The following is a 25,131-nucleotide window of genomic DNA, read 5'->3' as shown; positions in this document are numbered from 1 at the left end:
ATGTGATTTATTCACTTGCCATCATGGTTTCAGCTGATCTCCCATGGGAGCGGTGCGGGTTACAGGATTACTCTGTACAGAGCCATACAGAAACACCCACCCTTGATAACTACCTTGCCCTGTAAAACTTTGATTGATGACTGCAAAGTTGCCTTGTTTGAACGGCGTGCCCTTGGCTGTGCTGAACACACCCATGATGGTTTCACCCGGCCCCTCGACCACGCCCCATTCAGGGCTGCCGGTCAGCGGGTCATCGTAGACCCGGCGCAGGTAGCGTTTGACGGTGGACTGGCGGCGGTCGAGCACCAGGTCTTCGAGGGTTTTCGGAAAGCTGTTGCCCTCGCGGTAATACAGCCCAATCGCCCGGCGAATCTCATTGCCCCGCGCGAGCAATTCCAGCTCGCGCTCGCGCTGCAATACGCTGGACCACAGCGTGCCCACTTCCATCAGCATCACGGCCACCACGGCTACCGTCACCAACATGCCCATGAACACCGAGCCGTGTTGGCGCTGTTTACCAGTCGGCATAGGCCGTCCCGTCCTTGGCAGTGCCGGGCGCGCCGCTGCGCACGTCGCCCAGGCCTTGCTCGTCTGAGGGTTGCAGTTGCCAGGTGTCGCGGCTGCCGGTCACCGGGTCTTTGGGCACCTCGCGCAGGTAGCGTTTATCCACCAGGGTTTGCAGGGATTCGGGGTTGGCGCCGTGGTCTTCGCGGTATTGGTCCAACGCCTGGCGAATGGATGACAGGTTGTGACGCAGCACGGTTTCCTGGGCCTTGGCGTGCTGGCGGAAATAGTGCGGCGTCACCAGGGTCATGAGCGTGGCGATGATGGCCATGACCACCAGCAACTCGATCAGGGTAAAACCCCGGTTACCACTGGCTGTATAACGTTCCATTCAAACTCTCCCGGGGGCTGCGGGATGAAACGTCGAAGACATCCTCTCCTTCTTGTGGGCTGTCGGCGGTACTCTTGTAACTGCGCAGTTGCCAGGTTTTTTCAGGCACAAGTTCGGGGCATTCGCACATTGGGTCGCGGGGAATGCGGCGCAGGAAATAGAGCTTGTTGCCTTGCAGGTTGGTTTTGTCCGTGACGCCTTCGACCAGTGCTTGCAGGGTCGGTGGATAACCACTGGCACTGACGCTCTTTTCAATGCGCCCGTCGTCGGTGGCTTCTTTGTAGGAATCGATGGCGCGGCGTATCTCCCGCAACGAGCGTTGCAAGTCCAGTTCGCGGTCGCGTTTACCCATCAGTGCCGTCAGCGGATAAGCCACTGTCGCGAGTGTGGCCAGCAGGGCCAGCGTCAGTAGCAATTCAATCAGCGTAAAACCTTTGGCGCAGTGATGGCTGGTTTTACCCTGCCGCATCACCGTTGTGCCTCCTGTTATCCCGCCAAGGACTTCCGCGTTAACCCAGGCTTGTGAAATGAACTGCAAGGGGAAGTGTAGATGCCGTATGTTTTTTGTACAGTTGCTGGGGTTACCCACAATCGCTGTGTGCGTGGCTGTGGATAAGGTGTTCGTGGCTGCCCACAGGCCACGTGAATCAACGGTTACAGGCACTTGTACGAAAAATGACCAGGCTAAGTGACGGTTTTTAGGGAGGTTTTCGTGTGGATAAGGACGTAGAGCAATCTGGACTTGCCCCCAAAGTCTGTTGGCGCTTCTGTGGATAAGATGTTTGCTATCGGCTACAGGCCTTATGGATAAAGGCTCTCGTCAACATGCTCAAAAAGTAATCAATTTGCCCGTAAATGCGAATGAAAGCTCTGGAAGCCTTGGTTTATGAAGCTTTGGCGTGGTTTTCCACAGCGTAGGCAAAGTTACACCCAAAGTCTGTTGGCGGTTCTGTGGATAAGGTGTTTGCGTACCGCTACAGGCCACGGTTTAAGCTGCTTGCAGGGTTATGGTTAAAAAATGACCAGTGTCTGCTTAAAACCTGCTAGTTGAATAAGTCACGGATTTTCTTCAGTTAATTGTGGGAGGCAAGCACAGTTGCCCACAATTGCTGTGGGTGTCTTTGTGGATAAGTTGTTGGGTAAAGGCTGGAGGGCAGGGCAGGAGCGGGCTGCAAGGGTGTTGCTCAAATCTTGAACACTGAGAGGGGAAATGTGGGAGCGGGCTTGCTCGCGAAGGCGGTGTGTCAGTCAATGCATTTTCAACTGATCCACCGCCTTCGCGAGCAAGCCCGCTCCCACACAAGCCCGCTCCCACATTTTTATTCGTGTACGGCTACGCCTTTGAGGTACGGCGCCGGCGCCGCTCCCAGGTTGCTGAGCATGCGCTCGCTGTACCAATCCACAAAGTTCACCACGCCGAACTCATACGTCTTGGAGTACGGGCCCGGCTGGTAGGCCGTGGAGTTGATGCCGCGCTGGTTTTCTTCGGCCAGGCGACGGTCCTGGTCGTTGGTCGCGTCCCACACCTGGCGCATGCGCTCCACGTCGTAGTCCACGCCTTCCACGGCGTCCTTGTGCACGATCCACTTGGTGGTGACCATGGTTTCCTGGGCGCTGATCGGCCACACGGTGAACACGATGATGTGGTCGCCCATGCAGTGGTTCCACGAATGGGGCAGGTGCAGGATGCGCATAGAGCCCAGGTCCGGGTTCTTGATACGGCCCATCAGCTTGGCGCAGCCTTGTTTGCCATCCAGAGTCATCGACACAGTGCCCTTGAGCAGCGGCATGCGCACGATGCGGTTACGCAGGCCGAAGCTGGCGTGGGCGTAAGGGATCTTCTCGGCGTCCCACGCGGCAGCGGAGGCGGCGACGTGGTCCTTGAACGCCTGGTCGGCGCGCGGGTCGGTGACGTCGTCCCATTCCAGCAGGGTCTTCAGCAATTCAGGGTGCGACGCGTTGCAGTGGTAGCACTCGCGGTTGTTTTCCAGCACCAGCTTCCAGTTGGCTTTTTCGAACAAGGTGGTCTGGATCGCCACCTTGGTGTTCTCCATGTCGTACGGTTCCATGTAATGGTTCAGCGTCGACAGGAAGTCATCGATGGCCGGCGGGTTCTCGGCCAGGCTGATGAAGATGTAGCCGCCGGCGGTCTTCACGTTCACCGGTTTCAAGCCGTATTGCTTCATGTCGAAGTCGGCACCCATCTCGGTGCCGGCGAACAGCAGGCGGCCGTCCAGTTCGTAGGTCCACTGGTGGTAGTGGCAAACCAGCTTGGCGACCTTGCCCTTGTCGCTGGTGCACAGACGCGAACCGCGGTGGCGGCACACGTTGTGAAACGCATGGACCACGCCTTCGGCGCCACGGATCACGATGATCGGGTTCTTGCCCACTTGCAGGGTCAGGTAGTTGCCCTTGGTGGGGATCTCGCAGGTCATGCCGGCGATCAACCACTCTTTCTGGAAGATCTCCTGCATGTCGATATCGAACAGCCGCTCATCAGAGTAAAACGGCTGTGGCAGCGAAAAGGTACGCTCGCGCTCTTGCAGCATTTGCGCGGTGGCCTTGCGTGCGGGTTCCAGCGGATCGCCCAAGCTTAAGGTTGCGGTGACGTCCATCGTGTGTGTCCTCATGGCCATTCTGTGTGGCCGGCGAATAGTGGCTACGGTTAGTGCAGTGCAAGGCGTAAAGAAAGCGTCGTTGTTGGGAGCGAGTGTGGGGCCGCCGATGCGTCGAACCTTATCCATGGGCGACATGGCCCAATCTGATCCCGACGCTTAACCCTAGGTAGTTGGGGCCTGGTCGCGATAAGTATGTGAATGTCGCAGATAGGTAAATGGGCGCATTCGGCGTTACGCAGAATCGCCACCATAAGGCCGACGTCGGCGGTGGAGAACAACATGTCTAACAATTTCCTGAATCCGGTAACCACCCAGACCTGGGCCAATGGTCGGCACATTGTCCGTTGCGTCAAAGTCATCCAGGAAACCTGGGACGTGCGCACCTTCTGTTTTATGGCTGATCAGCCGATCCTGTTCTTTTTCAAACCTGGGCAGTTCGTCACCCTGGAGCTTGAAATCGAAGGCCAGCCGATCATGCGTTCGTACACTATTTCCAGCTCGCCGTCGGTGCCGTATAGCTTTTCGGTAACCATCAAGCGCGTACCGGGCGGCAAAGTCTCCAACTGGTTGCACGACACACTGCATGAGGGTCAGGAACTGGCGGTGCACGGGCCGGTGGGGTTGTTCAACGCCATCGACTTCCCGAGCCCGAAAGTGCTGTACCTCAGCGGCGGCGTCGGGATTACCCCGGTGATGTCCATGGCGCGCTGGTTCTACGATACCAACGCCAACGTCGACATGACGTTTATCCACAGCGCCCGCTCACCCAAAGACATCATCTACCATCGCGAACTGGAGCACATGGCGTCGCGGATCGACAACTTCAGCCTGCACCTGATCTGTGAGAAGCACGGCTTGGGTGAGCCTTGGGCGGGTTATCGCGGTTACCTGAACCACAAGATGCTGGAACTGATGGTGCCGGACTTCCTCGAACGCGAAGTGTTCTGCTGCGGGCCGACGCCGTACATGAATGCGGTGAAGCGCTTGCTGGAAGTCGCCGGTTTCGACATGGCGCGTTATCACGAGGAGTCCTTCGGCGCGACGCCACCGGAAGCCCGCGCTGATGCGGTGGAGCAAGCTGAACAAGCGGCGGATGCGCCGGAAGTCGATCTGGCGGATCTGCACCAGGTGGAATTCATTGCCTCGGGTAAAAGCATCCGCGTGGCCCCGGGCGAAACCGTGCACGCGGCGGCGGCCAAGCTTGGCCTGTTGATTCCTAAAGCTTGCGGCATGGGGATCTGCGGGACGTGCAAGGTGATGAAGCTGGGCGGCGAAGTGGAGATGGAGCACAACGGCGGGATCACCGAGGAAGACGAAGCCGAGGGTTACATCCTGTCGTGCTGCAGCGTGCCGAAAGGCGACGTACGCATCGAGTTCTAACAGCGAGCGCAGTCCAATGTGGGAGCTGGCTTGCCTGCGATAGCGGTGTGTCAGCTACCTATAAGGTTCTGATGCTCCGCTATCGCAGGCAAGCCAGCTCCCACATGCGTGGGGTGGTTACTGGGCGTAGATGTGTACGACGAAGTTCTGGCCTGATGCTGTCAATTCATAGACTTTATCGTAGATCCGCAGCGTCCTGGATGGCTCGCGGATGGTGTCGCCGACTTTGGCGAATTTCCTGAACTCATCCCAATCAATCACGGTGGTGCTGATGCTGTCGTCGTTTTGCAGGGTGTTGCCGTTGCTTTGATATTCCATGGTTTGGCTCTCTGCTGGATTTCCGTTTCCGGCCGATGATTCGGCAGGCAGTTGGGCCCGAAAGGTGGCCGCTGCAGCGGCCTTTTCCTTGCGGGTTCCAAGAGGCTAGTCAATGAAAATGCAGTGTGCTGCTGTCAGAAATATCAAATAACAGACTCGGCATTACGCCAGTATCAGGCGCCCATCACTTCCCGAATATCCGCCGCCAATTCTCTTACACGCTCTTCCTCGGTATCCCACGCACACATGAAACGCGCGCCGCCTTTGCCGATGAAGGTGTAGAAGCGCCAGCCCTTGGCCGTCAACGCGGCGATGGCCGGTTCCGAGAGTTGCAGGAACACGCCGTTGGCCTGCACCGGGAACATCAGTTCCACGCCAGGAATGTCCGCTACCAGGCTGCTCAGCAGTTGTGCGCAATGGTTGGCGTGGCGTGCGTGTTTGAGCCAGGCGTCATTTTCCAGCAGGCCCACCCACGGGGCAGACAGGAAGCGCATTTTCGACGCCAGTTGGCCGGCCTGTTTGCAGCGGTAGTCGAAGTCTTCGGCCAGCTTGTGGTTGAAGAACAGGATCGCCTCACCCACTGCCATGCCGTTCTTGGTGCCGCCAAAGCACAACACATCCACGCCGGCTTTCCAGGTCAGGTCGGCGGGTGAGCAGCCGAGGAACGCGCAGGCGTTGGAGAAGCGTGCGCCGTCCATGTGCAGGTTCAGGCCCAGCTCTTTGCAGGTGGCGCTGATGGCGCGGATTTCGTCCGGGGTGTACACGCTGCCCACTTCCGTGGCCTGGGTCAGGGTGACCACGCGGGGTTTGGGGTAGTGGATGTCCTGGCGCTTGAGGGCGATCTCGCGGATCGACTCCGGGGTCAGCTTGCCGTTTTCAGTGCGGGCGGTGAGCAGCTTGGAGCCGTTGGAGAAAAACTCCGGCGCGCCGCATTCGTCGGTTTCGACGTGGGCCGTTTCCGAGCAAATCACGCTATGGTAGCTCTGGCACAGCGAGGACAGCGCCAGGGAGTTGGCGGCGGTGCCGTTGAAGGCGAAGAACACTTCGCAGTCGGTTTCGAACAGGTTGCGGAAACCGTCGGCGGCGCGGTGGGTCCATTCATCGTCACCGTAGGCACGTTGATGGCCCTGGTTGGCTTGTTCCATGGCGGCCCAGGCTTCCGGGCAGATGCCGGAATAGTTGTCGCTGGCGAATTGTTGGCTCTTGTCGGTCATGGCCCATTCCTGTGGTCGATGTTGGTGCGCACTGTAACCAAGATTGTCGGGGGTGCGCACGCACTGTAAATGCAAAGTCGTTGGGGAATTATGCACGCTACTGACACCTTGCCTGTCGGACCTGTCCGAGACGGCGCTTTGGACTTGCTCAAATGGCTGGCGCTGCTGTGCATGGTGCTTGATCACCTGCGGTATGTCGGGTTGAGCCTGGATGGCTTGTATGTACCGGGGCGCCTGGCGTTCCCGTGGTTTTGCCTGGCGATAGCGGCGAACCTGCACCGGGTGAAAAACGCTTCGGTCAGTTGGCGTTACCTGGGTTGGCTGCTGCTGTTCAGCGTGATCAGCGAGGTGCCGTATCGGATGTTTATCGACGATGCCGATACGTTGAACGTATTGCCGACCTTGGCGCTGGGTTTGCTGGTTGCGCGAGGATGGCAGCAGAAGACGCTTTTTGATCGAGGATTGGCGCTGGTTGCCGTCATGATAGCCGGGGTGTTTTCCACACACCTGATGTTCGGATTTTTTGGTGTGCTGCTGCCGTTGGCGATGCTGCTGGTGTTCAGCCGTCCCTGGTATTTCAGCGTATTGCCGGGGTTGGTGTGTGTGGCCGCCAATCAATGGCAGGTTTTGCTCAATAGCGACACGCTGGTGGCGAAGTTGGGGCTGGCCGCATGCCTGATTGCGCCATTGGCGGGGCTGTTCTTGTTGCGACATGCCAAATATGTTTCGCCACCGGCCATGAGGCGCTGGGCTTATACCCTTTATCCGCTGCACTTCCTTCTGCTGCTAATCGTCCGCAAGATCATTGTCTAACCCCCTGTGGGAGCGGGCTTGCTCGCGAATGCGGTGTGTCAGTCAACACCTGTATTGGCTGACACACCGCATTCGCGAGCAAGCCCGCTCCCACATTTGTTCTGCGGCGTTCAATGAATGTCGTAAACGCACCTTTGCGTGGCGTGCGTAGGCATTTGATCTACAAGCGCCAGCCCTACCATCGCATCAAAGGGCCCTGCACCGGGCCTCAACAATACGAAAGGCTGGGAGAGACGCGATGTTCAGCAAACAAGACCAGATCCAGGGATATGACGACGCACTGCTGGCGGCCATGAACGCCGAGGAGCAGCGCCAGGAAGATCATATCGAGCTGATCGCGTCAGAGAACTACACCAGCAAACGTGTGATGGAAGCGCAAGGCAGCGGCCTTACCAACAAATACGCCGAAGGCTACCCGGGCAAGCGCTACTACGGTGGCTGCGAGCATGTGGATAAAGTCGAAGCCCTGGCCATCGAACGCGCCAAGCAACTGTTCGGTGCCGATTATGCCAACGTGCAGCCGCACTCTGGTTCTTCGGCCAACAGCGCGGTGTACCTGGCCCTGATCAACGCTGGCGACACCATCCTCGGCATGAGCCTGGCCCACGGCGGTCACCTGACCCACGGCGCCAAAGTGTCGTCCTCGGGCAAGCTGTACAACGCGGTGCAATACGGCATCAACACCGACACCGGCCTGATCGATTACGACGAAGTCGAGCGCCTGGCCGTCGAGCACAAGCCGAAAATGGTCGTGGCCGGTTTCTCTGCCTACTCCAAGACCCTGGACTTCCCACGCTTCCGCGCCATCGCCGACAAGGTGGGCGCGCTGCTGTTCGTCGACATGGCCCACGTCGCCGGCCTGGTTGCCGCTGGCCTGTACCCGAACCCGCTGCCGTACGCCGACGTGGTCACCACCACCACCCACAAGACCCTGCGCGGTCCGCGTGGCGGCCTGATCCTGGCCAAGGCCAACGAAGAAATCGAAAAGAAACTCAACGCTGCCGTGTTCCCCGGTGCCCAGGGCGGCCCGCTGATGCATGTCATCGCCGGCAAGGCCGTGTGCTTCAAGGAGGCGCTGGAGCCGGGCTTCAAGGCGTACCAGCAGCAAGTGATCGACAACGCCCAGGCCATGGCCGAGGTGTTCATCAAGCGCGGATATGACGTGGTGTCCGGCGGTACCGATAACCACCTGTTCCTGGTCAGCCTGATCCGTCAGGGCCTCACCGGCAAAGAGGCCGACGCCGCCCTCGGTCGCGCCCACATCACCGTCAACAAAAACGCTGTGCCGAATGACCCGCAGTCGCCGTTCGTGACCTCGGGCCTGCGCATCGGCACTCCGGCGGTGACCACCCGTGGTTTCAAAGTGCCGCAGTGCATCGAACTGGCTGGCTGGATCTGCGACATCCTCGACAACCTCGGCGACGCCGATGTCGAGGCCAACGTGGCCAAGCACGTGTCTGCCCTGTGCGCTGATTTCCCGGTTTATCGCTGAGCGCGGTTTTGGAGTAATGACTATGCAACGCTACTCGGGCTTCGGCCTCTTCAAGCACTCCCTCAGCCACCACGAAAACTGGCAGAAGATGTGGCGCACGCCGACCCCCAAGAAGGTCTACGACGTGGTCATCGTCGGCGGCGGCGGGCATGGTCTGGCGACCGCCTACTACCTGGCCAAGGAACACGGCATCACTAACGTGGCCGTGGTCGAGAAAGGCTGGCTGGGCGGCGGTAACACCGCGCGCAACACCACCATCGTGCGTTCCAACTACCTGTGGGACGAGTCGGCGCACCTGTACGAACACGCGATGAAACTGTGGGAAGGCCTGTCCCAGGACCTGAACTACAACGTGATGTTCTCCCAGCGTGGTGTCTACAACCTGTGCCACACCCTGCAGGACATCCGTGATTCCGAGCGCCGCGTGAGTGCCAACCGCCTCAACGGCGTGGACGGCGAGCTGCTCAACGCCAAGCAAGTGGCGGACGAGATCCCGTACCTGGATTGCTCGAAAAACACCCGCTACCCAGTGCTCGGCGCCACCGTGCAACGCCGCGGCGGCGTGGCCCGTCACGATGCCGTGGCCTGGGGCTTTGCCCGTGCTGCCGACGCCCTCGGCGTGGACTTGATCCAGCAGACCGAAGTGATCGGCTTTCGCAAGGAAAACGGCGTGTGCATCGGCGTGGAAACCAACAAGGGCTTTATCGGCGCCAAGCGCGTCGGTGTGGTCACCGCCGGTAACTCCGGGCACATGGCCTCGCTGGCGGGCTTCCGCCTGCCGATCGAATCCCACCCGCTGCAAGCGTTGGTGTCGGAGCCGATCAAGCCGATTATCGACAGCGTGATCATGTCCAACGCCGTGCACGGTTACATCAGCCAGTCCGACAAGGGCGACCTGGTGATCGGCGCCGGTATCGACGGCTACAACGGCTACGGCCAGCGTGGTTCGTACCCGGTGATCGAACACACCATCCAGGCCATCGTCGAAATGTTCCCGGTGCTGTCGCGCGTGCGCATGAACCGTCAGTGGGGTGGCATCGTCGACACCACGCCGGATGCGTGCCCGATCATCTCCAAGACGCCGGTACCGAACATGTTCTTCAACTGCGGCTGGGGCACCGGTGGCTTCAAGGCCACACCGGGCTCAGGCAACGTGTTTGCCGCCAGCCTGGCCAAGGGTGAAATGCACCCGTTGGCCGCACCTTTCTCCATCGACCGTTTCCACAACGGTGCGTTGATCGACGAACACGGCGCTGCGGCCGTCGCCCACTAACAGGAGAAATTTCCTATGTTGCATATCTTCTGTCCTCACTGTGGCGAACTGCGCTCCGAAGAGGAATTCCACGCGTCCGGCCAAGCGCACATCCCGCGCCCGCTGGACCCGAATACCTGCACCGACGAGCAGTGGGGCGACTACATGTTCTTCCGCGACAACCCGCGCGGCCTGCACCACGAACTGTGGATTCACGCCGCCGGTTGCCGCCAGTACTTCAACGCGACCCGCGACACCCTGACCTACGAAATTCTTGAAACCTACAAGATCGGTGAGAAGCCACAATTCACCGCCAAGGCCTCTGGAGAGAAGGTATGAGCCAGACCAATCGCCTGTCCAACGGTGGCCGGATCGATCGTAACAAAGTCCTCACGTTTACCTTCAACGGCCAGACCTACAAGGGCTTTGAAGGTGACACGCTCGCCGCCGCCCTGTTGGCCAACGGCGTCGATATCATCGGCCGCAGCTTCAAGTACTCGCGTCCTCGCGGCATCTTTGCCGCCGGCGCCGAAGAGCCGAACGCGGTGTTGCAGATCGGTGCCACCGAAGCCACCCAGATCCCCAACGTGCGTGCCACGCAACAGGCGCTGTACCAAGGCCTGGTCGCCACCAGCACCAACGGCTGGCCGAACGTCAACACTGACGTGATGGGCATTCTTGGCAAGGTCGGCGGCAAGCTGATGCCGCCGGGTTTCTACTACAAAACCTTCATGTACCCGCAATCGTTCTGGATGACGTACGAGAAGTACATCCGCAAGGCCGCTGGCCTTGGCCGCTCGCCGACCGAGAACGACCCGGACACCTACGACAACTTCAACCGTCACTGCGACGTGCTGGTAGTCGGCGCAGGCCCTGCCGGTTTGGCCGCTGCACTGGCCGCCGCACGCAGCGGTGCCCGCGTGATCATCGCCGACGAGCAGGAAGAGTTCGGCGGCTCGCTGCTCGATTCCCGTGAAAGCCTCGACGGCAAGCCGGCTACCGAATGGGTCGCCAGCGTCATTGCTGAACTGAAAGCCCTGCCCGACGTGGTGCTGCTGCCCCGCGCCACCGTCAACGGCTACCACGACCATAACTTCCTGACCATTCACGAACGCCTCACCGACCACCTCGGTGACCGTGCGCCGATTGGCGTGGTGCGCCAGCGTATCCACCGTGTGCGCGCCAAGCGCGTAGTGCTGGCGACCGGTGCGTGCGAGCGTCCGCTGGTGTACGGCAACAACGACGTGCCGGGCAACATGCTCGCCGGTGCGGTTTCGACCTACGTGCGTCGCTACGGCGTGGCACCGGGCAAGAAACTGGTGCTGTCGACCAACAACGACCACGCCTACCGCGTTGCGCTGGACTGGCTCGACGCCGGCCTGCAAGTGGTTGCCGTCGCCGATGTGCGCCACAACCCTCGTGGTGCGCTGGTGGAAGAAGCTCGTGCCAAAGGCATTCGTATCCTCACCGGCAGCGCCGTGGTCGAAGCCCGTGGCACCAAGCGTGTGACCGCTGCTCGCGTTGCTGCGATTGACGTCAAGGCACACAAAGTCACCAGCCCCGGCGAGTGGCTGGACTGCGACCTGGTGGCCAGCTCCGGCGGCTACAGCCCGGTGGTCCACCTGGCCTCGCACCTGGGCGGCAAGCCGACCTGGCGCGAAGACATCCTCGGTTTTGTACCGGGTGAAGCACCGCAGAAACGTGTGTGCGTCGGTGGTATCAATGGCGTCTACGGCTTGGGCGATTCCTTGGCCGATGGTTTTGAAGGCGGCGTGCGCGCGGCCAGTGAAGCCGGTTTTGCGCCGGTCGAAGGCACCTTGCCAAAAGCCTTGAGCCGCTTGGAAGAGCCGACCCTGGCCGTGTACCAAGTGCCCCACGACAAGCCCACCGCACGCGCACCGAAGCAATTCGTCGACCTGCAAAACGACGTGACCGCCGCCGCCATCGAACTGGCGACCCGCGAAGGTTTCGAGTCGGTCGAGCACGTCAAACGCTACACCGCGCTGGGCTTCGGCACCGACCAAGGCAAGCTGGGCAACGTCAACGGCCTGGCGATTGCCGCCCGTTCGCTGAACGTGACCATCCCGCAGATGGGCACCACCATGTTCCGCCCGAACTACACGCCGGTGACCTTCGGCGCGGTAGCCGGCCGTCACTGTGGGCACATCTTCGAACCCGTCCGTTACACCGCGTTGCAAGCCTGGCACGTGAAGAACGGCGCCGAGTTTGAAGACGTCGGCCAGTGGAAACGCCCGTGGTACTTCCCGCGCAACGGTGAAGACCTGCACGCCGCAGTGAAACGCGAATGCCTGGCCGTGCGCGACAGCGTTGGCCTGCTGGATGCGTCCACCCTCGGCAAGATCGACATCCAGGGCCCGGATGCCCGTGAGTTCCTCAACCGCATCTACACCAACGCCTGGACCAAGCTCGACGTGGGCAAGGCGCGCTACGGCCTGATGTGCAAGGAAGACGGCATGGTCTTCGACGACGGCGTGACCGCCTGCCTCGCCGACAACCACTTCCTGATGACCACCACCACCGGCGGCGCCGCCCGCGTACTCCAGTGGCTGGAAATCTACCAGCAGACCGAATGGCCAGACCTCAAGGTGTACTTCACCTCGGTCACCGACCACTGGGCCACCATGACCCTGTCCGGCCCCAACAGCCGCAAGCTGCTGGCCGAAGTGACCGACATCGACCTGGACAAGGACGGCTTCCCGTTCATGACCTGGAAAGAAGGCCTGGTGGGCGGCGTACCGGCGCGGGTGTTCCGGATCTCGTTTACCGGTGAGCTGTCGTACGAAGTCAACGTGCAGGCCGACTACGCCATGGGCGTGCTGGAAAAAATCGTCGACGCCGGCAAGAAGTACAACCTGACCCCGTACGGCACCGAAACCATGCACGTGCTGCGGGCCGAGAAGGGCTTCATCATCGTCGGCCAGGATACCGACGGCTCGATGACCCCGGACGACCTGAACATGGGCTGGTGTGTGGGGCGTACCAAGCCGTTCTCGTGGATCGGCTGGCGCGGCATGAACCGTGAAGACTGTGTGCGTGAAGAGCGCAAGCAACTGGTGGGCTTGAAGCCGGTCGACCCGAAAGTGTGGCTGCCGGAAGGCGCGCAGTTGGTGTTCGATCCGAAGCAGTCGATTCCGATGAAGATGGTCGGTCACGTGACCTCAAGTTATGCCCACAACTCCCTCGGCTATTCGTTCGCGATGGGCGTGGTGAAGGGCGGCTTGAAGCGCATTGGCGAGCGGGTGTTCTCACCGCAGGCGGATGGCAGCGTGATCGAGGCGGAGATTGTGTCTTCGGTGTTCTTCGATCCTAAGGGCGATCGCCAGAACATCTGATGGACCGAGTCGCCTGCATCGCAGGCAAGCCAGCTCCCACACTGGAATGTATTCACAAATCAACATGTGTAAATGCAGTCAATGTGGGAGCCGGGCTTGCCCGCGATGAGGCCAGAACAGACACCACCGAATTCAGAACAGGTGCTTTATGACAGCAGCCAACGTTTACCAACAACGCCCAACCACCGGGGCCAAGGCCGAGTCGTCGCTGCACCATGCCGACCTCGCCAGCCTGGTCGGCAAGGGCCGCAAGAACGCCGGCGTGACCGTGCGCGAAAAGAAACTCCTGGGCCACCTGACCATTCGTGGCGACGGCCACGATGCAGCCTTTGCTGCCGGCGTACACAAGGCCCTGGGCATCGAGTTGCCAGGCGCCCTGAGCGTGATCATCAAGGGCGAAACCAGCCTGCAATGGCTCGGCCCGGATGAGTGGTTGCTCATCGTGCCAAGCGGTGAAGAATTCGCCGCCGAGAAAAGCCTGCGTGAAGCCCTGGGTGAGCTGCATATCCAGATCGTCAACGTCAGCGGCGGCCAGCAGATTCTGGAGCTGAGCGGGCCGAACGTGCGCGATGTGCTGATGAAGTCCACCAGCTACGACGTGCACCCCGACAACTTCCCAGTGGGCAAGGCGGTGGGCACGGTGTTCGCCAAGTCGCAACTGGTGATCCGCCACACGGCCGAAGACACGTGGGAGTTGCTGATTCGCCGCAGCTTCTCGGACTACTGGTGGTTGTGGTTGCAGGATGCGTCCGCCGAATTCGGCCTGAGCGTTCAAGCCTGAGGAATGCCCCATGAGCCGCGCACCTGATACATGGATTTTGACCGCCGACTGCCCCAGCGTGCTCGGCACGGTGGACGCGGTCACCCGCTACCTGTTCGAGCAGGGTTGCTACGTCACTGAGCACCACTCGTTTGATGATCGGCTTTCGGGCCGGTTCTTCATCCGCGTGGAGTTCCGCCAGCCCGATGGTTTTGACGAGCAGGGTTTCCGCGACGGCCTGGCCACGCGCGGTGAAGCGTTCGGCATGATCTTCGAACTGACCGCGCCGAACTACCGGCCAAAAGTGGTGATCATGGTCTCCAAGGCCGATCACTGCCTCAACGACCTGTTGTACCGCCAGCGTATCGGTCAGTTGTCGATGGACGTGGTCGCGGTGGTGTCCAACCACCCCGATCTGAAGCCATTGGCCGACTGGCACCAGATTCCCTACTACCATTTCCCCCTCGACCCCAACGACAAACCGTCCCAGGAGCGTCAGGTGTGGCAGGTGGTGGAAGACACCGGGGCGGAATTGGTGATCCTTGCGCGCTACATGCAAGTGTTGTCGCCGGAGCTGTGCCGCAAACTTGATGGAAAGGCCATCAACATTCACCACTCGTTGTTGCCTGGGTTCAAGGGCGCGAAGCCGTATCATCAGGCGTACAACAAGGGTGTGAAATTAGTCGGCGCCACGGCGCATTACATCAACAACGATCTGGACGAAGGCCCGATCATCGCCCAGGGCGTGGAGGTGGTGGATCACAGCCACTATCCCGAGGATTTGATTGCCAAGGGGCGGGATATTGAAGGGCTGACGTTGGCCCGGGCGGTGGGGTATCACATTGAGCGGCGGGTTTTCTTGAACGCCAATAGAACAGTGGTGCTCTGATGGACGCCTTCGCGAGCAAGCCCGCTCCCACATTCGACCGCGTTCCAAAGTTGGAACCCAGTCGAATGTGGGAGCGGGCTTGCTCGCGAAGAGGCCTTCACTAACAACGCAAAAACAGCATCTGTACCCGAGCATTTAACGCGCTGCCCACCCAAGGGCAACGCGGTTCCATAAAAACAACAGCGAGGTGAAAGCATGTCTGGTAATCGTGGTGTCGTGTATCTCGGCAACGGCAAGGTCGAAGTACAGAAAATCGACTATCCCAAAATGCAGGACCCCCGTGGCAGGAAGATTGAGCACGGCGTCATCCTGCGCGTGGTCTCCACCAATATCTGCGGCTCCGACCAACACATGGTGCGCGGCCGCACCACTGCCCAGGTCGGCCTGGTGCTCGGTCACGAGATCACCGGTGAAGTGATCGAGATGGGCAGCGGCGTCGAAAACCTGAAAATCGGCGACCTGGTCTCGGTGCCGTTCAACGTTGCCTGCGGTCTGTGCCGCTCCTGCAAAGAACAACACACAGGCGTGTGCCTGAGTGTCAACCCGGCCCGCCCGGGCGGTGCCTACGGCTACGTCGACATGGGCGACTGGACCGGCGGCCAGGCCGAGTACGTGCTGGTGCCGTATGCCGACTTCAACCTGCTGAAACTGCCGGACCGCGACAAGGCCATGGAAAAAATCCGTGACCTGACCTGCCTCTCCGACATCCTGCCCACCGGCTACCACGGCGCCGTGACTGCCGGCGTTGGCCCAGGCAGCACCGTCTACATCGCCGGTGCCGGCCCGGTCGGCCTGGCCGCTGCCGCCTCTGCCCGCCTGCTCGGTGCGGCGGTGGTGATCATCGGTGACGTCAACCCGATCCGCCTGGCCCACGCCAAAGCGCAGGGTTTCGAGATTGCCGACCTGTCCACCGACACCCCGCTGCACGAACAGATCGCCGCGTTGCTGGGCGAGCCGGAAGTGGATTGCGCGGTGGACTGCGTGGGCTTCGAAGCCCGCGGCCACGGGCATGACGGCGTCAAGGCCGAAGCACCGGCCACCGTGCTCAACTCGTTGATGGGTGTGGTGCGCGTGGCGGGCAAGATTGGTATTCCTGGCCTGTACGTGACCGAAGATCCAGGTGCTGTGGATGCCGCCGCGAAGATGGGCAGCCTGAGCATTCGCTTTGGCCTGGGCTGGGCCAAGTCCCACAGCTTCCACACCGGCCAGACGCCGGTGATGAAGTACAACCGCCAGCTGATGCAGGCGATCATGTGGGATCGTATCAACATCGCTGACATCGTTGGCGTGGAGGTGATCAGCCTGGATCAAGCGCCAAAAGGCTACGGCGAATTTGATGCCGGTGTGCCGAAGAAGTTTGTGATTGATCCGCACAAGTTGTTCAGCGCCGCCTGAGCCTAGGCGATGTTGTAATCCAAATGAGGGAGGGGGCAACCCCCTCCCTCATTTTTGTTTCAGCGAGTGGCCAATGCGCCCTGATACACCGTCGGCCCCGTTGGCTGCTTGCTCACCGAGCCGCCTTTGATTTCCGAACTCACCATCAGCGCTACCGGCTTCTTGATGGATTCCTGCTGACGCGGGTTCAGCCCGATGATGCCTTTGCCATCTTCCGGCAACAGGCCAAGGGAGACAGGCACGCCGTCCTCGGGAATTGCCCACAGCTCCAGGCTCTGGCCTGGCGCGACGGCGGTGGCGGCGATCGATCGCACTTCCAGGTAGTCCTTGTGGGCCATGATCTGTGCCGCAGGTTGTTGGGCCGTGGTCACCAGGGTGGCGGCGGATTTGACCGAGTCCTGGGTGTACAGGGCGCCACCCACACCGGCGAGTACCACAAGGCAAGCGCCCACGAAAAGACGTGGCCGGGTCCAGAATGAGGGCTTGTACTCAATCACTTGGGGGTCGATCGTAGTCATAGGTCTCTTCCTGACAAATTTTGTAGTTAGTTCATGGACCTTGCGCGGGGCGATGGGTTCCTGAGCCCATCAGCCGTGATCTTCGTTAAAGTGATGCCAATTGGCCTTGATATAGCACAGGGCCAGTAGGCTGGCCGGTCGGCGAACCGCCGCGTGGTTCCAGGCTGACGGCCAGGGTCAGCGGCTTGATGAGCAAGGCTTGCTGGGCCGTGCTCAGTTGAATTCGACCTTTTCCATTGGCCGGCACAAGGCCCAGGGATATCGGTTTGCCGCCGCTGGGAACTGCCCATAGCTCCAAGTCACGCGCGGGCTCCACAGCGGCCAACGCCAGCGCCTCGATTTGCAGGTGATCGCCTACCGCCTGCACCCGCAACGCCGGCTGCTGGCTGGCGTTGAGCAGGGTGGCGTTGTACGTCACGCCCGGATCGCGCGGGTACAACACGCCCACCAACAGCGCCACGCCCACCGCGCAGGCGGCCGCCAGCAGGCGCACATTGCGCCACACCGGTTTCTTCACCGGCAGGTGCAGCACCTGCGGCTCGATGCGTGCCTGGATGCCTGCCCACACGTGGTCTGGCACCGGGTGTTCCGGTAGCCCGCCGGACAGGCTGGCGAGGGCGTCCTGCCAGCGGCCGAGTTCGACGCGCAGCGCCGCATCGTCCAGCAGCAGGCTGTCAAAACGCCGACGGGCGGTAGCCGGCATCAGCCCAATGGCATAGTCGGCGGCGAGTGCGCGGCGCAGGGTAGGGGTTTGGTAGTTCATGATTCAAGGCACCTGCGCAGGCGTTCCATGCCGCGACGGATCCAGGATTTGACCGAACCCAGCGGCGCCGCCATGTGTTCGGCCAGCTCCGTGCATGACAGGCCCTTGAAGTACGCCACACTGATCGATTGGCGTTGCACGGCGTCAAGGCTATCGAGGCAGCGGCTAAGTGCCTGGGCGCCACGTTCACGGTCGAGCTGTTCGTGGGCGCTGGGGCCGTCGTCGGGCAGGGCGTCCTGTTGGCCGTCGGCCAGGGGCTGTTCGCGGCGTTTGCGTAATTGGTCGATGGCCAGGTTGCGGGTGATGTTGACCATCCACGTCATCGGTGCCGCCAGGTGGGCCTCGTAGCGCGAGGCGTTGTACCAGATGCGCACGAAGGCTTCCTGCAGTACCTCTTCAGCCAGGTCCGAGCGCCCCATGAAGCGCAGGGCGATGCCGTGCAAGCGCGGCGAAACACTGCGGTAAAGCGCCTCGAACGCCTGGCGATTGCCAGAGGCAGATTCGGCCAGCAGGGCGCGCAACGGGTCTGCATCGTGAGTCGAAATAAGGCTTCTCCAGATCACCGAGCGAGGGCTGCGTGACTGCGCTCGGTAAGAGGGTAGTTCAGCGATGGCATTCATTCCATGCAACTCCGGTCGGCGCATGGGAGATATACGCGCAGGCGGACCATTCGGATGCAGCCTTTTCTGAACTAATCTCTACGTGGGAACAATCCTTCGGGATGGTCAGTCAAAGCCCTGCTTTCAGCTCTTACATCCAGAGGTTGTTTCAATGAAGATTTCACGCGGTTTTGCCCTTTCCTGCCTGATGACCCTGGCAGCCGGCCCGGTGTTCGCCGCAGGCTTCAGCCTTGGCGATGCAGCCAATGCGATTTCCGGCATGCAAGGTGGCAACAACAAGGCTGCCGCTGCTGCACCGTCGTCCGAGACGGCCGGCCTGCTGAGCGCACTGACCTCGCAACTGAACATCACCCCCGAGCAGGCGGTCGGCGGCACCGGTGCCATGCTCGGCTTGGCCAAGAACAAACTCAGCGGCAATGACTACTCGCAACTGGGCAACAGCGTGCCGGGCCTGGATCAACTGTCGGGCAACAACGCCCTGGGCAGCCTCGGCGCCTTGAGCGGGATGCTCGGCCAGGCGGGCGGCAGCAAGACCAGCGGCCTTGATGGCCTGCTGGGTAACGTGAAGAGCACCAACGACCTGAATACCGCGTTCAGTGCCCTGGGCATGGACAGCGGCATGATCGGCCAGTTTGCGCCGGTGATCCTGCAATACCTGGGTGGCCAGGGTGCCAGTAGCTCGGTGCTGGGCAAACTGGCCCAGGCTTGGGGGACTGGCGGTTGACTGTGTTTGCTGCAATATGGGGGGCTGGTTGTCGTTGAAATAAATTGTGGTGAGGCACTGGGAACGGTAGGAGTTGTGAGGGCCACGCAGTAGTACCTTCACAGCATCGCGATAGTTGATCTGTAGGAAGGTTCAATCAACTGACCCACTGGTGAACCCATGACTTCTGTCAACCAGCTTCAGAATACAGTGCAGACCTTTATCAACCAGCTCAACAGCCATGAGCAGAGCCAAAAAACTGGACAGATTGGCGCAAACGCAGCGAATAGCTCGCAGATCCCGACGTGGTTAATGCAGGATTTGCGCAATGACGTGAGGGCCGTACTTGATGGAACCAATCCTGATAAGTCAGTTGCCAACCTGCTGAAAAGCTTGCAAACACTCCAGACATTTATCGGCTCGGAAAGCTCTCGCAGCGATGCAGCGGCGAAAGAATGGCCAGCCGGTAAAGAGCTGCCTTCAGGCGGGGTCGATATTATAAAGGGGAAGGACGGCCAGCCAATAGTGCTCGGGCCGGCGAAACAGTGGACTGGCGACGGAGAAATGCCAGGTGCGGTCAAGCTTACAGATGAAGGGGCTAAACGAGGTGCGAAGGAGTGGCCAGCCGACAAAGAGCTGCCTTCCGGCGGGGTCGATATTATAAAGGGGAAGGACGGCCAGCCAATAGTGGTCGGGCCGGCGAAACAGTGGACTGGCGACGGAGAAATGCCAGGTGCGGTCAAGCTTGCAGACCTGCAGTCGAAGACGTCGAAGTCCCTGGATGATAAGGCTGACACTGTAGCTTCAACCCTCAAGAAGCTCCTTGATGGCGGCGCTACCGGCGCAGATGCCCAACAGGTGTTGGCCGATCTGCGCTCGGCCATTCAAGATCTTGTTGGCGTTGGCGCTACGGCCAGTGACGCCGAACAGGTACGAACGGCTCTAGTGAATAGCCTGCAGTCGCAGGCCTGAACGTTGAACCCAAAACACTAAGGCTCCAAGGTTCTGTGACCAGTCCCACCGCGTTCATTTGAAAGCGCTTGTATACGCAGGTCCTTCTCCGTCCAGAGCTGGTTCACCCAGTTCTGGATGGTCTGGCGAAACGCCGGATCGTTCTCGTAATCCCCCTGCCATAACGCCGGGTCCAGTTCGCGGGTGCGGATATCAATGATCACTTTCGGCACTGCGCCGCTGATCAAGTCCCAGAACCCTGGCGTCTTCTCCTGAGGGTAAACCACGGTGACGTCGAGGATCGCATCCAGTTGTTCACCCATCGCCGCCAGTACAAACGCCACGCCGCCCGCCTTGGGCTTGAGCAGATGGGTAAAGGGTGATGACTGCTGCACCCGTTTGGCCTCGGTAAATCGCGTTCCCTCCAGATAATTGACCACCGTCACCGGCTGGCGCTTGAACAGCTCGCACGCCTGCCTGGTGATCTGCAAATCCTGCCCGGCCAGCTCCGGGTGTTTGGCCAGGAACGCCTTGCTGTAGCGTTTCATGAACGGGTAATCCAGCGCCCACCAGGCCAGGCCAAGGAAGGGCACCCAGATCAGCTCTTTTTTCAGGAAAAACTTGAAGAACGGCGTACGCCGATTGAGAGCCTGGATCAGCGCGGGGATATCCACCCAGGATTGGTGGTTGCTGATGACCAGGTAGGACGTGTCGGTGCGCAAGTCGCCGCCGCCACGAATGTCCCATTGCGTCGGGATACACAGCGCGAAAATCAGCTTGTCGATCTCGGCCCAGGTCTCGGCGATCCACATTACCGCCCACGACATGGTGTCGCGCGAGCGGCCGGGGGCGACCAGTTTGAGCAGGGCAAACGCCATCAACGGACCGATCAGGACCAGGGTGTTGAGCAACAGCAGCAGGGTGACAAAACAGCCGGTGAGCAGGCGGCGCATAAGCAACTCTTGGATTCTTGTGGGCGGGCCATGATAAGCAAGGTGAGTCTAGAGGCCAAATCGCAAAGCGCTGGACGAATGTGATCGTTCCCACGCTCTGCGTAGGAACGAGCTAACTAACCCGCGCTTTTGCGGTCTAGAATCCGCCTACTTCTTTCCGAGGACATCCCTTCGTGAAACTGTTACTTGCTGCGTTCGCCCTGGTTGCCGTGCCCGTCATGGCTGCCGAACCGACCCTCTACGGTCGCTACGAATACATCCAATTGCCGGAGATCGGCGAAACCTTCAAGGCCAAGATGGACACCGGCGCCCTGACGGCCTCGCTCTCTGCGCGCAACATCGAAACCTTCCAACGTGACGGCGACGACTGGGTGCGCTTCCGCCTCGGCGGCAAGGACGCGTCCGACAAGGTCTACGAGCACAAAGTCTCGCGCATCAGCAAGATCAAGAGCCGCGCCGACGAAGACGACGACAAGGACGAAGCCACCGTGGCCAAGCGCCCGGTGATCGACCTGGAAATGTGCCTGGGCAACGTCAAGCGCACCGTCGAGGTCAACCTCACCGACCGCAGCAGCTTCAACTACCCGTTGCTGATCGGCGCCAAGGCCCTGCGTGAATTTGGCGCAGCGGTAAACCCGGCGCGTCGTTACACTGCGGACAAACCGGACTGCTGATAGACCCCCATGCCCCACATCCTGATTGTCGAAGACGAAGCGGCGATAGCCGACACGCTGATATTCGCCCTGCAAGGCGAGGGTTTCACCACCACCTGGCTGAGCCTTGGCCAGGAGGCGCTGGCCCATCAGCGCCAGGCCCCGGCGGACCTGATCATCCTCGACATCGGCCTGCCCGACATCACCGGCTTTGAAACCTGCAAGCAACTGCGCCGTTTCAGCGAAGTGCCGGTGATGTTTCTCAGCGCCCGCGACGGTGAGATTGACCGCGTAGTGGGCCTGGAGATTGGCGCCGACGATTATGTGGTCAAACCCTTCAGCCCCCGGGAAGTAGCGGCGCGGGTCAAGGCGATCCTCAAACGCGTCGGCCCCGGTGTGGCGCCAGCGGTGTTCCAGGTCGACCTGGAACGCATGCAGATCAACTATCGCGGCCAGCCGCTGAACCTGACCCGCCACGAATTCCGCCTGTTGCAAAGCCTGCTGGAACAGCCCGAGCGCGTGTTCAGCCGCGAGCAATTGCTGGACGCGGTCGGTGTGGCGGCAGATGCCGGTTACGAGCGCAATATCGACAGCCACATCAAAAGCCTGCGCAGCAAGTTACGCAGCGTGGCGGCGGAGGCCGAGCCGATCCAGACCCATCGCGGCCTCGGCTACAGCTACAGCCCGAGCAATAGCTGATGCGCCTGGGGCTGCGGATCTTCCTGGTGTATGCGCTGTTTATCGGCCTCACCGGCTATTTCGTGCTGAGCACGGTCATGAAGGAAATCCGCCCCGGCGTGCGCCAGTCCACCGAAGAAACCCTGGTGGACACCGCCAACCTGCTCGCCGAGATCCTGCGCGATGACGTGAAGAACGGCACCCTCGGCCAAAGCCATTGGCCCGAATGGCTCAAGGCCTACGGCAATCGCCAGCCGGGGGCGACCATCTGGGGCCTGCCGAAAAACCAGGTCAACCATCGCATCTATGTGACCGACGCCAAGGGCATCGTGCTGCTCGATTCCACAGGCGAGGCGGTGGGCCAGGACTATTCCAAATGGAACGACGTGTACCTGACCCTGCGCGGCGAGTACGGTGCGCGCTCCACCCGCAGCGACCCGGATGACGCCACCTCGTCTGTGATGCACGTCGGCGCACCGATCCGTGACAACGGCGAGATCATCGGCGTGGTCACCGTGGCCAAGCCCAACAGTTCGTTGCAGCCCTATGTGGACCGCACCGAACGGCGTCTGCTGTGGTACGGCGCCGGGCTGGTGGTGCTGGGCCTGTTGCTGGGTGCGTTGTTGTCGTGGTGGCTGACGGTCGCGTTGCGTCGCCTCACGGCGTATGCCGAGGCCGTCAGCGAAGGCCGCCGCGCCGAGTTGCCGCATTACCGCGGCGGTGAGTTGAAGCAGCTCTCCACCGCCGTGGAGCACATGCGCACGCAGCTGGAAGGCAAGGCCTACGTCGAACATTACGTGCACACCCTGACCCACGAATTGAAAAGCCCGCTGGCGGCGATTCGCGGCGCAGCGGAGCTGTTGCAGGGTGATATGAGCCGGGAGCAGCAGCAGCGGTTTGTCGGCAATATCGACAGCGAAAGCGCGCGCTTGCAGCAGTTGATCGAACGCCTGTTGAACCTGGCACAGGTGGAGCAGCGCCAGGGCCTCGAAGAGCAGGCGAGCATCCCGCTGGCGGCGATGGTCGAGGACATGCTCACGGCGCAATGTGCGCGGATCGAACGCGCCGGCTTGCAGGTGGAACAGGCGATTGCTGGCGATGTGAAGGTCTACGGCGAGCCGTTCCTGTTGCGCCAGGCCCTGGGCAATCTGCTGGACAACGCCCTGGACTTCACGCCTGCGGGCGGCACCTTGACGTTCAGCGCGCAGGTGCAGCACAACGATGTGCACATCAGCGTGTTCAACCAGGCGGCGCCGATTCCCGACTACGCCCTGCCACGCCTGAGCGAGCGTTTCTACTCGCTGCCACGGCCGGCCAGCGGACGCAAAAGCACCGGCCTGGGCCTGAATTTCGTCGAAGAAGTGATGAAGCTGCACGGCGGCACCTTGCAGATCGGCAATGTGCCCGGCGGCGTGCAAGTGGTGCTGCATCTCCACACAGTCTCCACATTGCCCACATAAACCCCCCACACAGGCTGCCCAGACTCGCCCCATCAAAACAGGGAGAGTCCCATGAACCGCAGTCTGCTTTTCAAACTGGGCGCGATTGCGCTGCTGATGCTGGTATTGCTGATTCCATTGCTGATGATCAACGGCATCATCGGCGATCGCCAATACACTCGCGATGCCGTGCTGGAGGATATTGCCCGCAGTTCCAGCTACAGCCAGCGCCTCACCGGGCCGGTGATGGTGGTGCCTTACCGCAAGACCGTGCGCGAGTGGAAGCTCAATGAAAAGCTCAACAAACGCTACGAAGTCACCCGTGAAGAGCGTGGTCGTCTGTATTTCCTGCCGGACCGTTTTGAGCTCGACGGCAAAGTGCAGACCGAACTGCGTGCACGGGGTATCTACCAGGCGCGGCTGTTCCATGCCGACAACCGCATCAGTGGGCGCTTCGAGCTGCCCGCGCAATGGGGCATTACCGAAGACTTCGCCGATTACCGCTTTGATCCGGCGTTTCTGGCGGTGGGTATCAGCGATATTCGCGGCATCGAAAACGCGCTGAAACTGGAGCTGGGCAGCCAGCAGCTGGACTTCGAACCCGGCTCCCAAGTGGACTGGCTGGGGCAGGGCGTGCACGTGGCGTTGCCGGTACAGGACAGCAAAAAGCCCTACGTCGTGGACTTCGCCTTCGACCTGCGCCTGCAAGGCACCGAGCAGTTGCAAGTGGTGCCGGTGGGCAAGATCAGCCAAGTGTCGCTTGCCTCCAACTGGCCGCACCCGAGCTTTATCGGCAACTTCCTGCCGGCCCAACGGGACGTCACCGATAGCGGCTTTACCGCCAACTGGCAGACCACCTTCTTCTCCACCAACCTAGAACAGGCGCTGCAAAGTTGCCTGGACGGCCAGGGCTGCAAGGACTTCACCAACCGCAGCTTCGGCGTGAACTTCATCGACCCGGTGGACCAGTACCTCAAGAGCGACCGGGCGATCAAATACGCGCTGCTGTTTATCGGCCTGACCTTTGCCGGCTTCTTCCTGTTCGAAGTGCTGAAGAGCCTGGCGGTGCACCCGATCCAATACGCGTTGGTGGGCTTTGCGCTGGCGTTTTTCTACCTGCTGCTGTTGTCGCTGTCCGAGCACATCGGCTTCGCCCTGGCCTACCTCATCTCCGCCAGCGCCTGTGTGTTGTTGATTGGCTTCTACGTCTGCCATGTGCTGCGCAGCATCCGCCACGGGCTGGGCTTTTCGGCGGGGTTGGCGGCGTTGTATGGCTTGCTCTACGGGTTGTTGAGTGCCGAGGATTACGCGCTGCTGATGGGCTCGCTGCTGCTGTTTGGCTTGTTGGGCACGGTGATGGTGCTGACGCGCAAGCTGGACTGGTATGGCGTGGGCAAGCGCAAGGCGGTGGAGCCGTTGCAGTTTGATCTGGAGGGGGTGCAATGATTGGGTTAAGGGAAGATCAGCAGATGAA

25 protein-coding genes are annotated in these 25,131 nt (G+C 60.8%); 15 read left to right on the top strand and 10 right to left on the bottom strand.

All coding sequences use genetic code 11. From position 1 onward, the window contains the following. Positions 1-21 precede the first annotated feature (21 nt). The 4 genes from DBR46_RS17515 to gbcA form a co-directional block, all read right to left on the bottom strand. Entirely contained in the window at positions 22-528 is a 507-nt protein-coding gene (locus DBR46_RS17515; protein WP_177414083.1) for a type II secretion system protein, read from the bottom strand. Next, entirely contained in the window at positions 515-895 is a 381-nt protein-coding gene (locus DBR46_RS17510) for a type II secretion system protein (protein ID WP_124527194.1), read from the bottom strand. The genes DBR46_RS17515 and DBR46_RS17510 overlap by 14 nt, the downstream gene beginning before the upstream one ends. Next, positions 870-1,364, bottom strand: a complete 495-nt coding sequence (locus DBR46_RS17505) for a type II secretion system protein (protein WP_124527193.1) — start codon at positions 1,362-1,364, stop codon at positions 870-872. The genes DBR46_RS17510 and DBR46_RS17505 overlap by 26 nt, the downstream gene beginning before the upstream one ends. Positions 1,365-2,214: 850 nt before the next feature. Beyond that, on the bottom strand, positions 2,215-3,510 hold the full coding sequence (gene gbcA, locus DBR46_RS17500; RefSeq protein ID WP_015886251.1) for a glycine-betaine demethylase subunit GbcA: 1,296 nt from the start codon (positions 3,508-3,510) through the stop codon (positions 2,215-2,217). Between the two features lie 282 nt (positions 3,511-3,792). On the opposite strand from gbcA, the gene gbcB reads away from it, so the two are divergent. Continuing rightward, positions 3,793-4,893 carry a glycine-betaine demethylase subunit GbcB gene (gbcB, locus tag DBR46_RS17490; protein WP_124527192.1) on the top strand — a complete coding sequence of 367 codons (1,101 nt, stop codon included), beginning with the start codon at positions 3,793-3,795 and terminating at the stop codon, positions 4,891-4,893. A gap of 117 nt (positions 4,894-5,010) precedes the next feature. Here gbcB and DBR46_RS17485 read toward each other — a convergent pair whose 3' ends face one another. Then, the gene (locus tag DBR46_RS17485; RefSeq protein ID WP_124527191.1) at positions 5,011-5,211 is read right to left on the bottom strand and encodes a hypothetical protein; all 201 of its coding nucleotides are present in this window, start codon (positions 5,209-5,211) and stop codon (positions 5,011-5,013) included. A gap of 173 nt (positions 5,212-5,384) precedes the next feature. Further along, on the bottom strand, positions 5,385-6,425 hold the full coding sequence (locus DBR46_RS17480; RefSeq protein ID WP_017255052.1) for a low specificity L-threonine aldolase: 1,041 nt from the start codon (positions 6,423-6,425) through the stop codon (positions 5,385-5,387). Positions 6,426-6,515: 90 nt separating this feature from the next. Between DBR46_RS17480 and DBR46_RS17475 the strand changes: the two genes are divergently transcribed. From DBR46_RS17475 to fdhA, 8 genes are all read left to right on the top strand, one after another. Next, positions 6,516-7,238, top strand: coding sequence for a TraX family protein (locus DBR46_RS17475; protein WP_124527190.1), 723 nt, complete (start codon positions 6,516-6,518; stop codon positions 7,236-7,238). A 238-nt stretch (positions 7,239-7,476) separates the two neighbouring features. Further along, a complete protein-coding gene (gene glyA, locus DBR46_RS17470; RefSeq protein ID WP_124527189.1) occupies positions 7,477-8,730 on the top strand; it encodes a serine hydroxymethyltransferase in 1,254 nt (417 codons plus the stop codon). Between the two features lie 22 nt (positions 8,731-8,752). Further along, positions 8,753-10,003: a sarcosine oxidase subunit beta gene (locus DBR46_RS17465; RefSeq protein ID WP_010207084.1), complete on the top strand. Its 1,251-nt coding sequence runs from the start codon at positions 8,753-8,755 to the stop codon at positions 10,001-10,003. Between the two features lie 15 nt (positions 10,004-10,018). Beyond that, complete coding sequence (locus tag DBR46_RS17460) at positions 10,019-10,321, top strand: sarcosine oxidase subunit delta (protein WP_017738445.1); 303 nt, start codon at positions 10,019-10,021, stop codon at positions 10,319-10,321. Beyond that, positions 10,318-13,335: a sarcosine oxidase subunit alpha gene (locus DBR46_RS17455; RefSeq protein ID WP_124527188.1), complete on the top strand. Its 3,018-nt coding sequence runs from the start codon at positions 10,318-10,320 to the stop codon at positions 13,333-13,335. The genes DBR46_RS17460 and DBR46_RS17455 overlap by 4 nt, the downstream gene beginning before the upstream one ends. A 148-nt stretch (positions 13,336-13,483) precedes the next feature. Next, on the top strand, positions 13,484-14,116 hold the full coding sequence (locus DBR46_RS17450) for a sarcosine oxidase subunit gamma (protein WP_124527187.1): 633 nt from the start codon (positions 13,484-13,486) through the stop codon (positions 14,114-14,116). Positions 14,117-14,126: 10 nt separating this feature from the next. After that, the gene (purU, locus tag DBR46_RS17445) at positions 14,127-14,984 is read left to right on the top strand and encodes a formyltetrahydrofolate deformylase (protein WP_016977808.1); all 858 of its coding nucleotides are present in this window, start codon (positions 14,127-14,129) and stop codon (positions 14,982-14,984) included. 195 nt (positions 14,985-15,179) lie between these two features. Further along, positions 15,180-16,379: a formaldehyde dehydrogenase, glutathione-independent gene (gene fdhA / locus DBR46_RS17440; RefSeq protein WP_124527186.1), complete on the top strand. Its 1,200-nt coding sequence runs from the start codon at positions 15,180-15,182 to the stop codon at positions 16,377-16,379. A 59-nt stretch (positions 16,380-16,438) separates the two neighbouring features. Here the strand turns inward: fdhA and DBR46_RS17435 are convergent, their stop codons facing one another. The 3 genes from DBR46_RS17435 to DBR46_RS17425 form a co-directional block, all read right to left on the bottom strand. Further along, positions 16,439-16,897: an anti-sigma factor gene (locus tag DBR46_RS17435; RefSeq protein ID WP_124527185.1), complete on the bottom strand. Its 459-nt coding sequence runs from the start codon at positions 16,895-16,897 to the stop codon at positions 16,439-16,441. Positions 16,898-16,982: 85 nt separating this feature from the next. Next, positions 16,983-17,660: an anti-sigma factor gene (locus tag DBR46_RS17430; protein WP_124527184.1), complete on the bottom strand. Its 678-nt coding sequence runs from the start codon at positions 17,658-17,660 to the stop codon at positions 16,983-16,985. After that, positions 17,657-18,280 carry a sigma-70 family RNA polymerase sigma factor gene (locus DBR46_RS17425; RefSeq protein ID WP_124527183.1) on the bottom strand — a complete coding sequence of 208 codons (624 nt, stop codon included), beginning with the start codon at positions 18,278-18,280 and terminating at the stop codon, positions 17,657-17,659. Before DBR46_RS17425 ends, DBR46_RS17430 begins: the two co-directional genes overlap by 4 nt. Positions 18,281-18,431: 151 nt before the next feature. Here DBR46_RS17425 and DBR46_RS17420 point away from each other — a divergent pair, with 151 nt between their 5' ends. Then, complete coding sequence (locus DBR46_RS17420; RefSeq protein ID WP_124527182.1) at positions 18,432-19,004, top strand: DUF2780 domain-containing protein; 573 nt, start codon at positions 18,432-18,434, stop codon at positions 19,002-19,004. A gap of 159 nt (positions 19,005-19,163) precedes the next feature. Then, a complete protein-coding gene (locus DBR46_RS17415) occupies positions 19,164-19,955 on the top strand; it encodes a hypothetical protein (protein ID WP_124527181.1) in 792 nt (263 codons plus the stop codon). A 17-nt stretch (positions 19,956-19,972) separates the two neighbouring features. On the opposite strand, the gene DBR46_RS17410 is transcribed toward DBR46_RS17415, so the two are convergent. After that, positions 19,973-20,887 (bottom strand): acyltransferase, encoded by a 915-nt coding sequence (locus DBR46_RS17410; protein ID WP_124527180.1) that lies wholly within the window; start codon positions 20,885-20,887, stop codon positions 19,973-19,975. 173 nt (positions 20,888-21,060) lie between these two features. Here DBR46_RS17410 and DBR46_RS17405 point away from each other — a divergent pair, with 173 nt between their 5' ends. From DBR46_RS17405 to creD, 4 genes are read left to right on the top strand one after another with little or no spacing between them, the layout of a single operon-like run. Then, positions 21,061-21,561, top strand: a complete 501-nt coding sequence (locus tag DBR46_RS17405) for an ATP-dependent zinc protease (protein WP_124527179.1) — start codon at positions 21,061-21,063, stop codon at positions 21,559-21,561. 9 nt (positions 21,562-21,570) lie between these two features. After that, positions 21,571-22,239: a two-component system response regulator CreB gene (gene creB / locus DBR46_RS17400; RefSeq protein ID WP_124527178.1), complete on the top strand. Its 669-nt coding sequence runs from the start codon at positions 21,571-21,573 to the stop codon at positions 22,237-22,239. Further along, positions 22,239-23,678 (top strand): two-component system sensor histidine kinase CreC, encoded by a 1,440-nt coding sequence (gene creC / locus DBR46_RS17395; RefSeq protein WP_124527177.1) that lies wholly within the window; start codon positions 22,239-22,241, stop codon positions 23,676-23,678. The genes creB and creC overlap by 1 nt, the downstream gene beginning before the upstream one ends. A gap of 51 nt (positions 23,679-23,729) precedes the next feature. After that, on the top strand, positions 23,730-25,103 hold the full coding sequence (creD, locus tag DBR46_RS17390; protein ID WP_124527176.1) for a cell envelope integrity protein CreD: 1,374 nt from the start codon (positions 23,730-23,732) through the stop codon (positions 25,101-25,103). The last annotated feature ends 28 nt before the right edge of the window (positions 25,104-25,131 follow it).

The organism is Pseudomonas sp. KBW05 (assembly GCF_003852405.1).
Classification (GTDB): Bacteria; Pseudomonadota; Gammaproteobacteria; order Pseudomonadales; family Pseudomonadaceae; genus Aquipseudomonas.
Note: the sequence above shows the minus strand (reverse complement) of the source record. Positions and strands in the feature narration are given on the sequence as shown.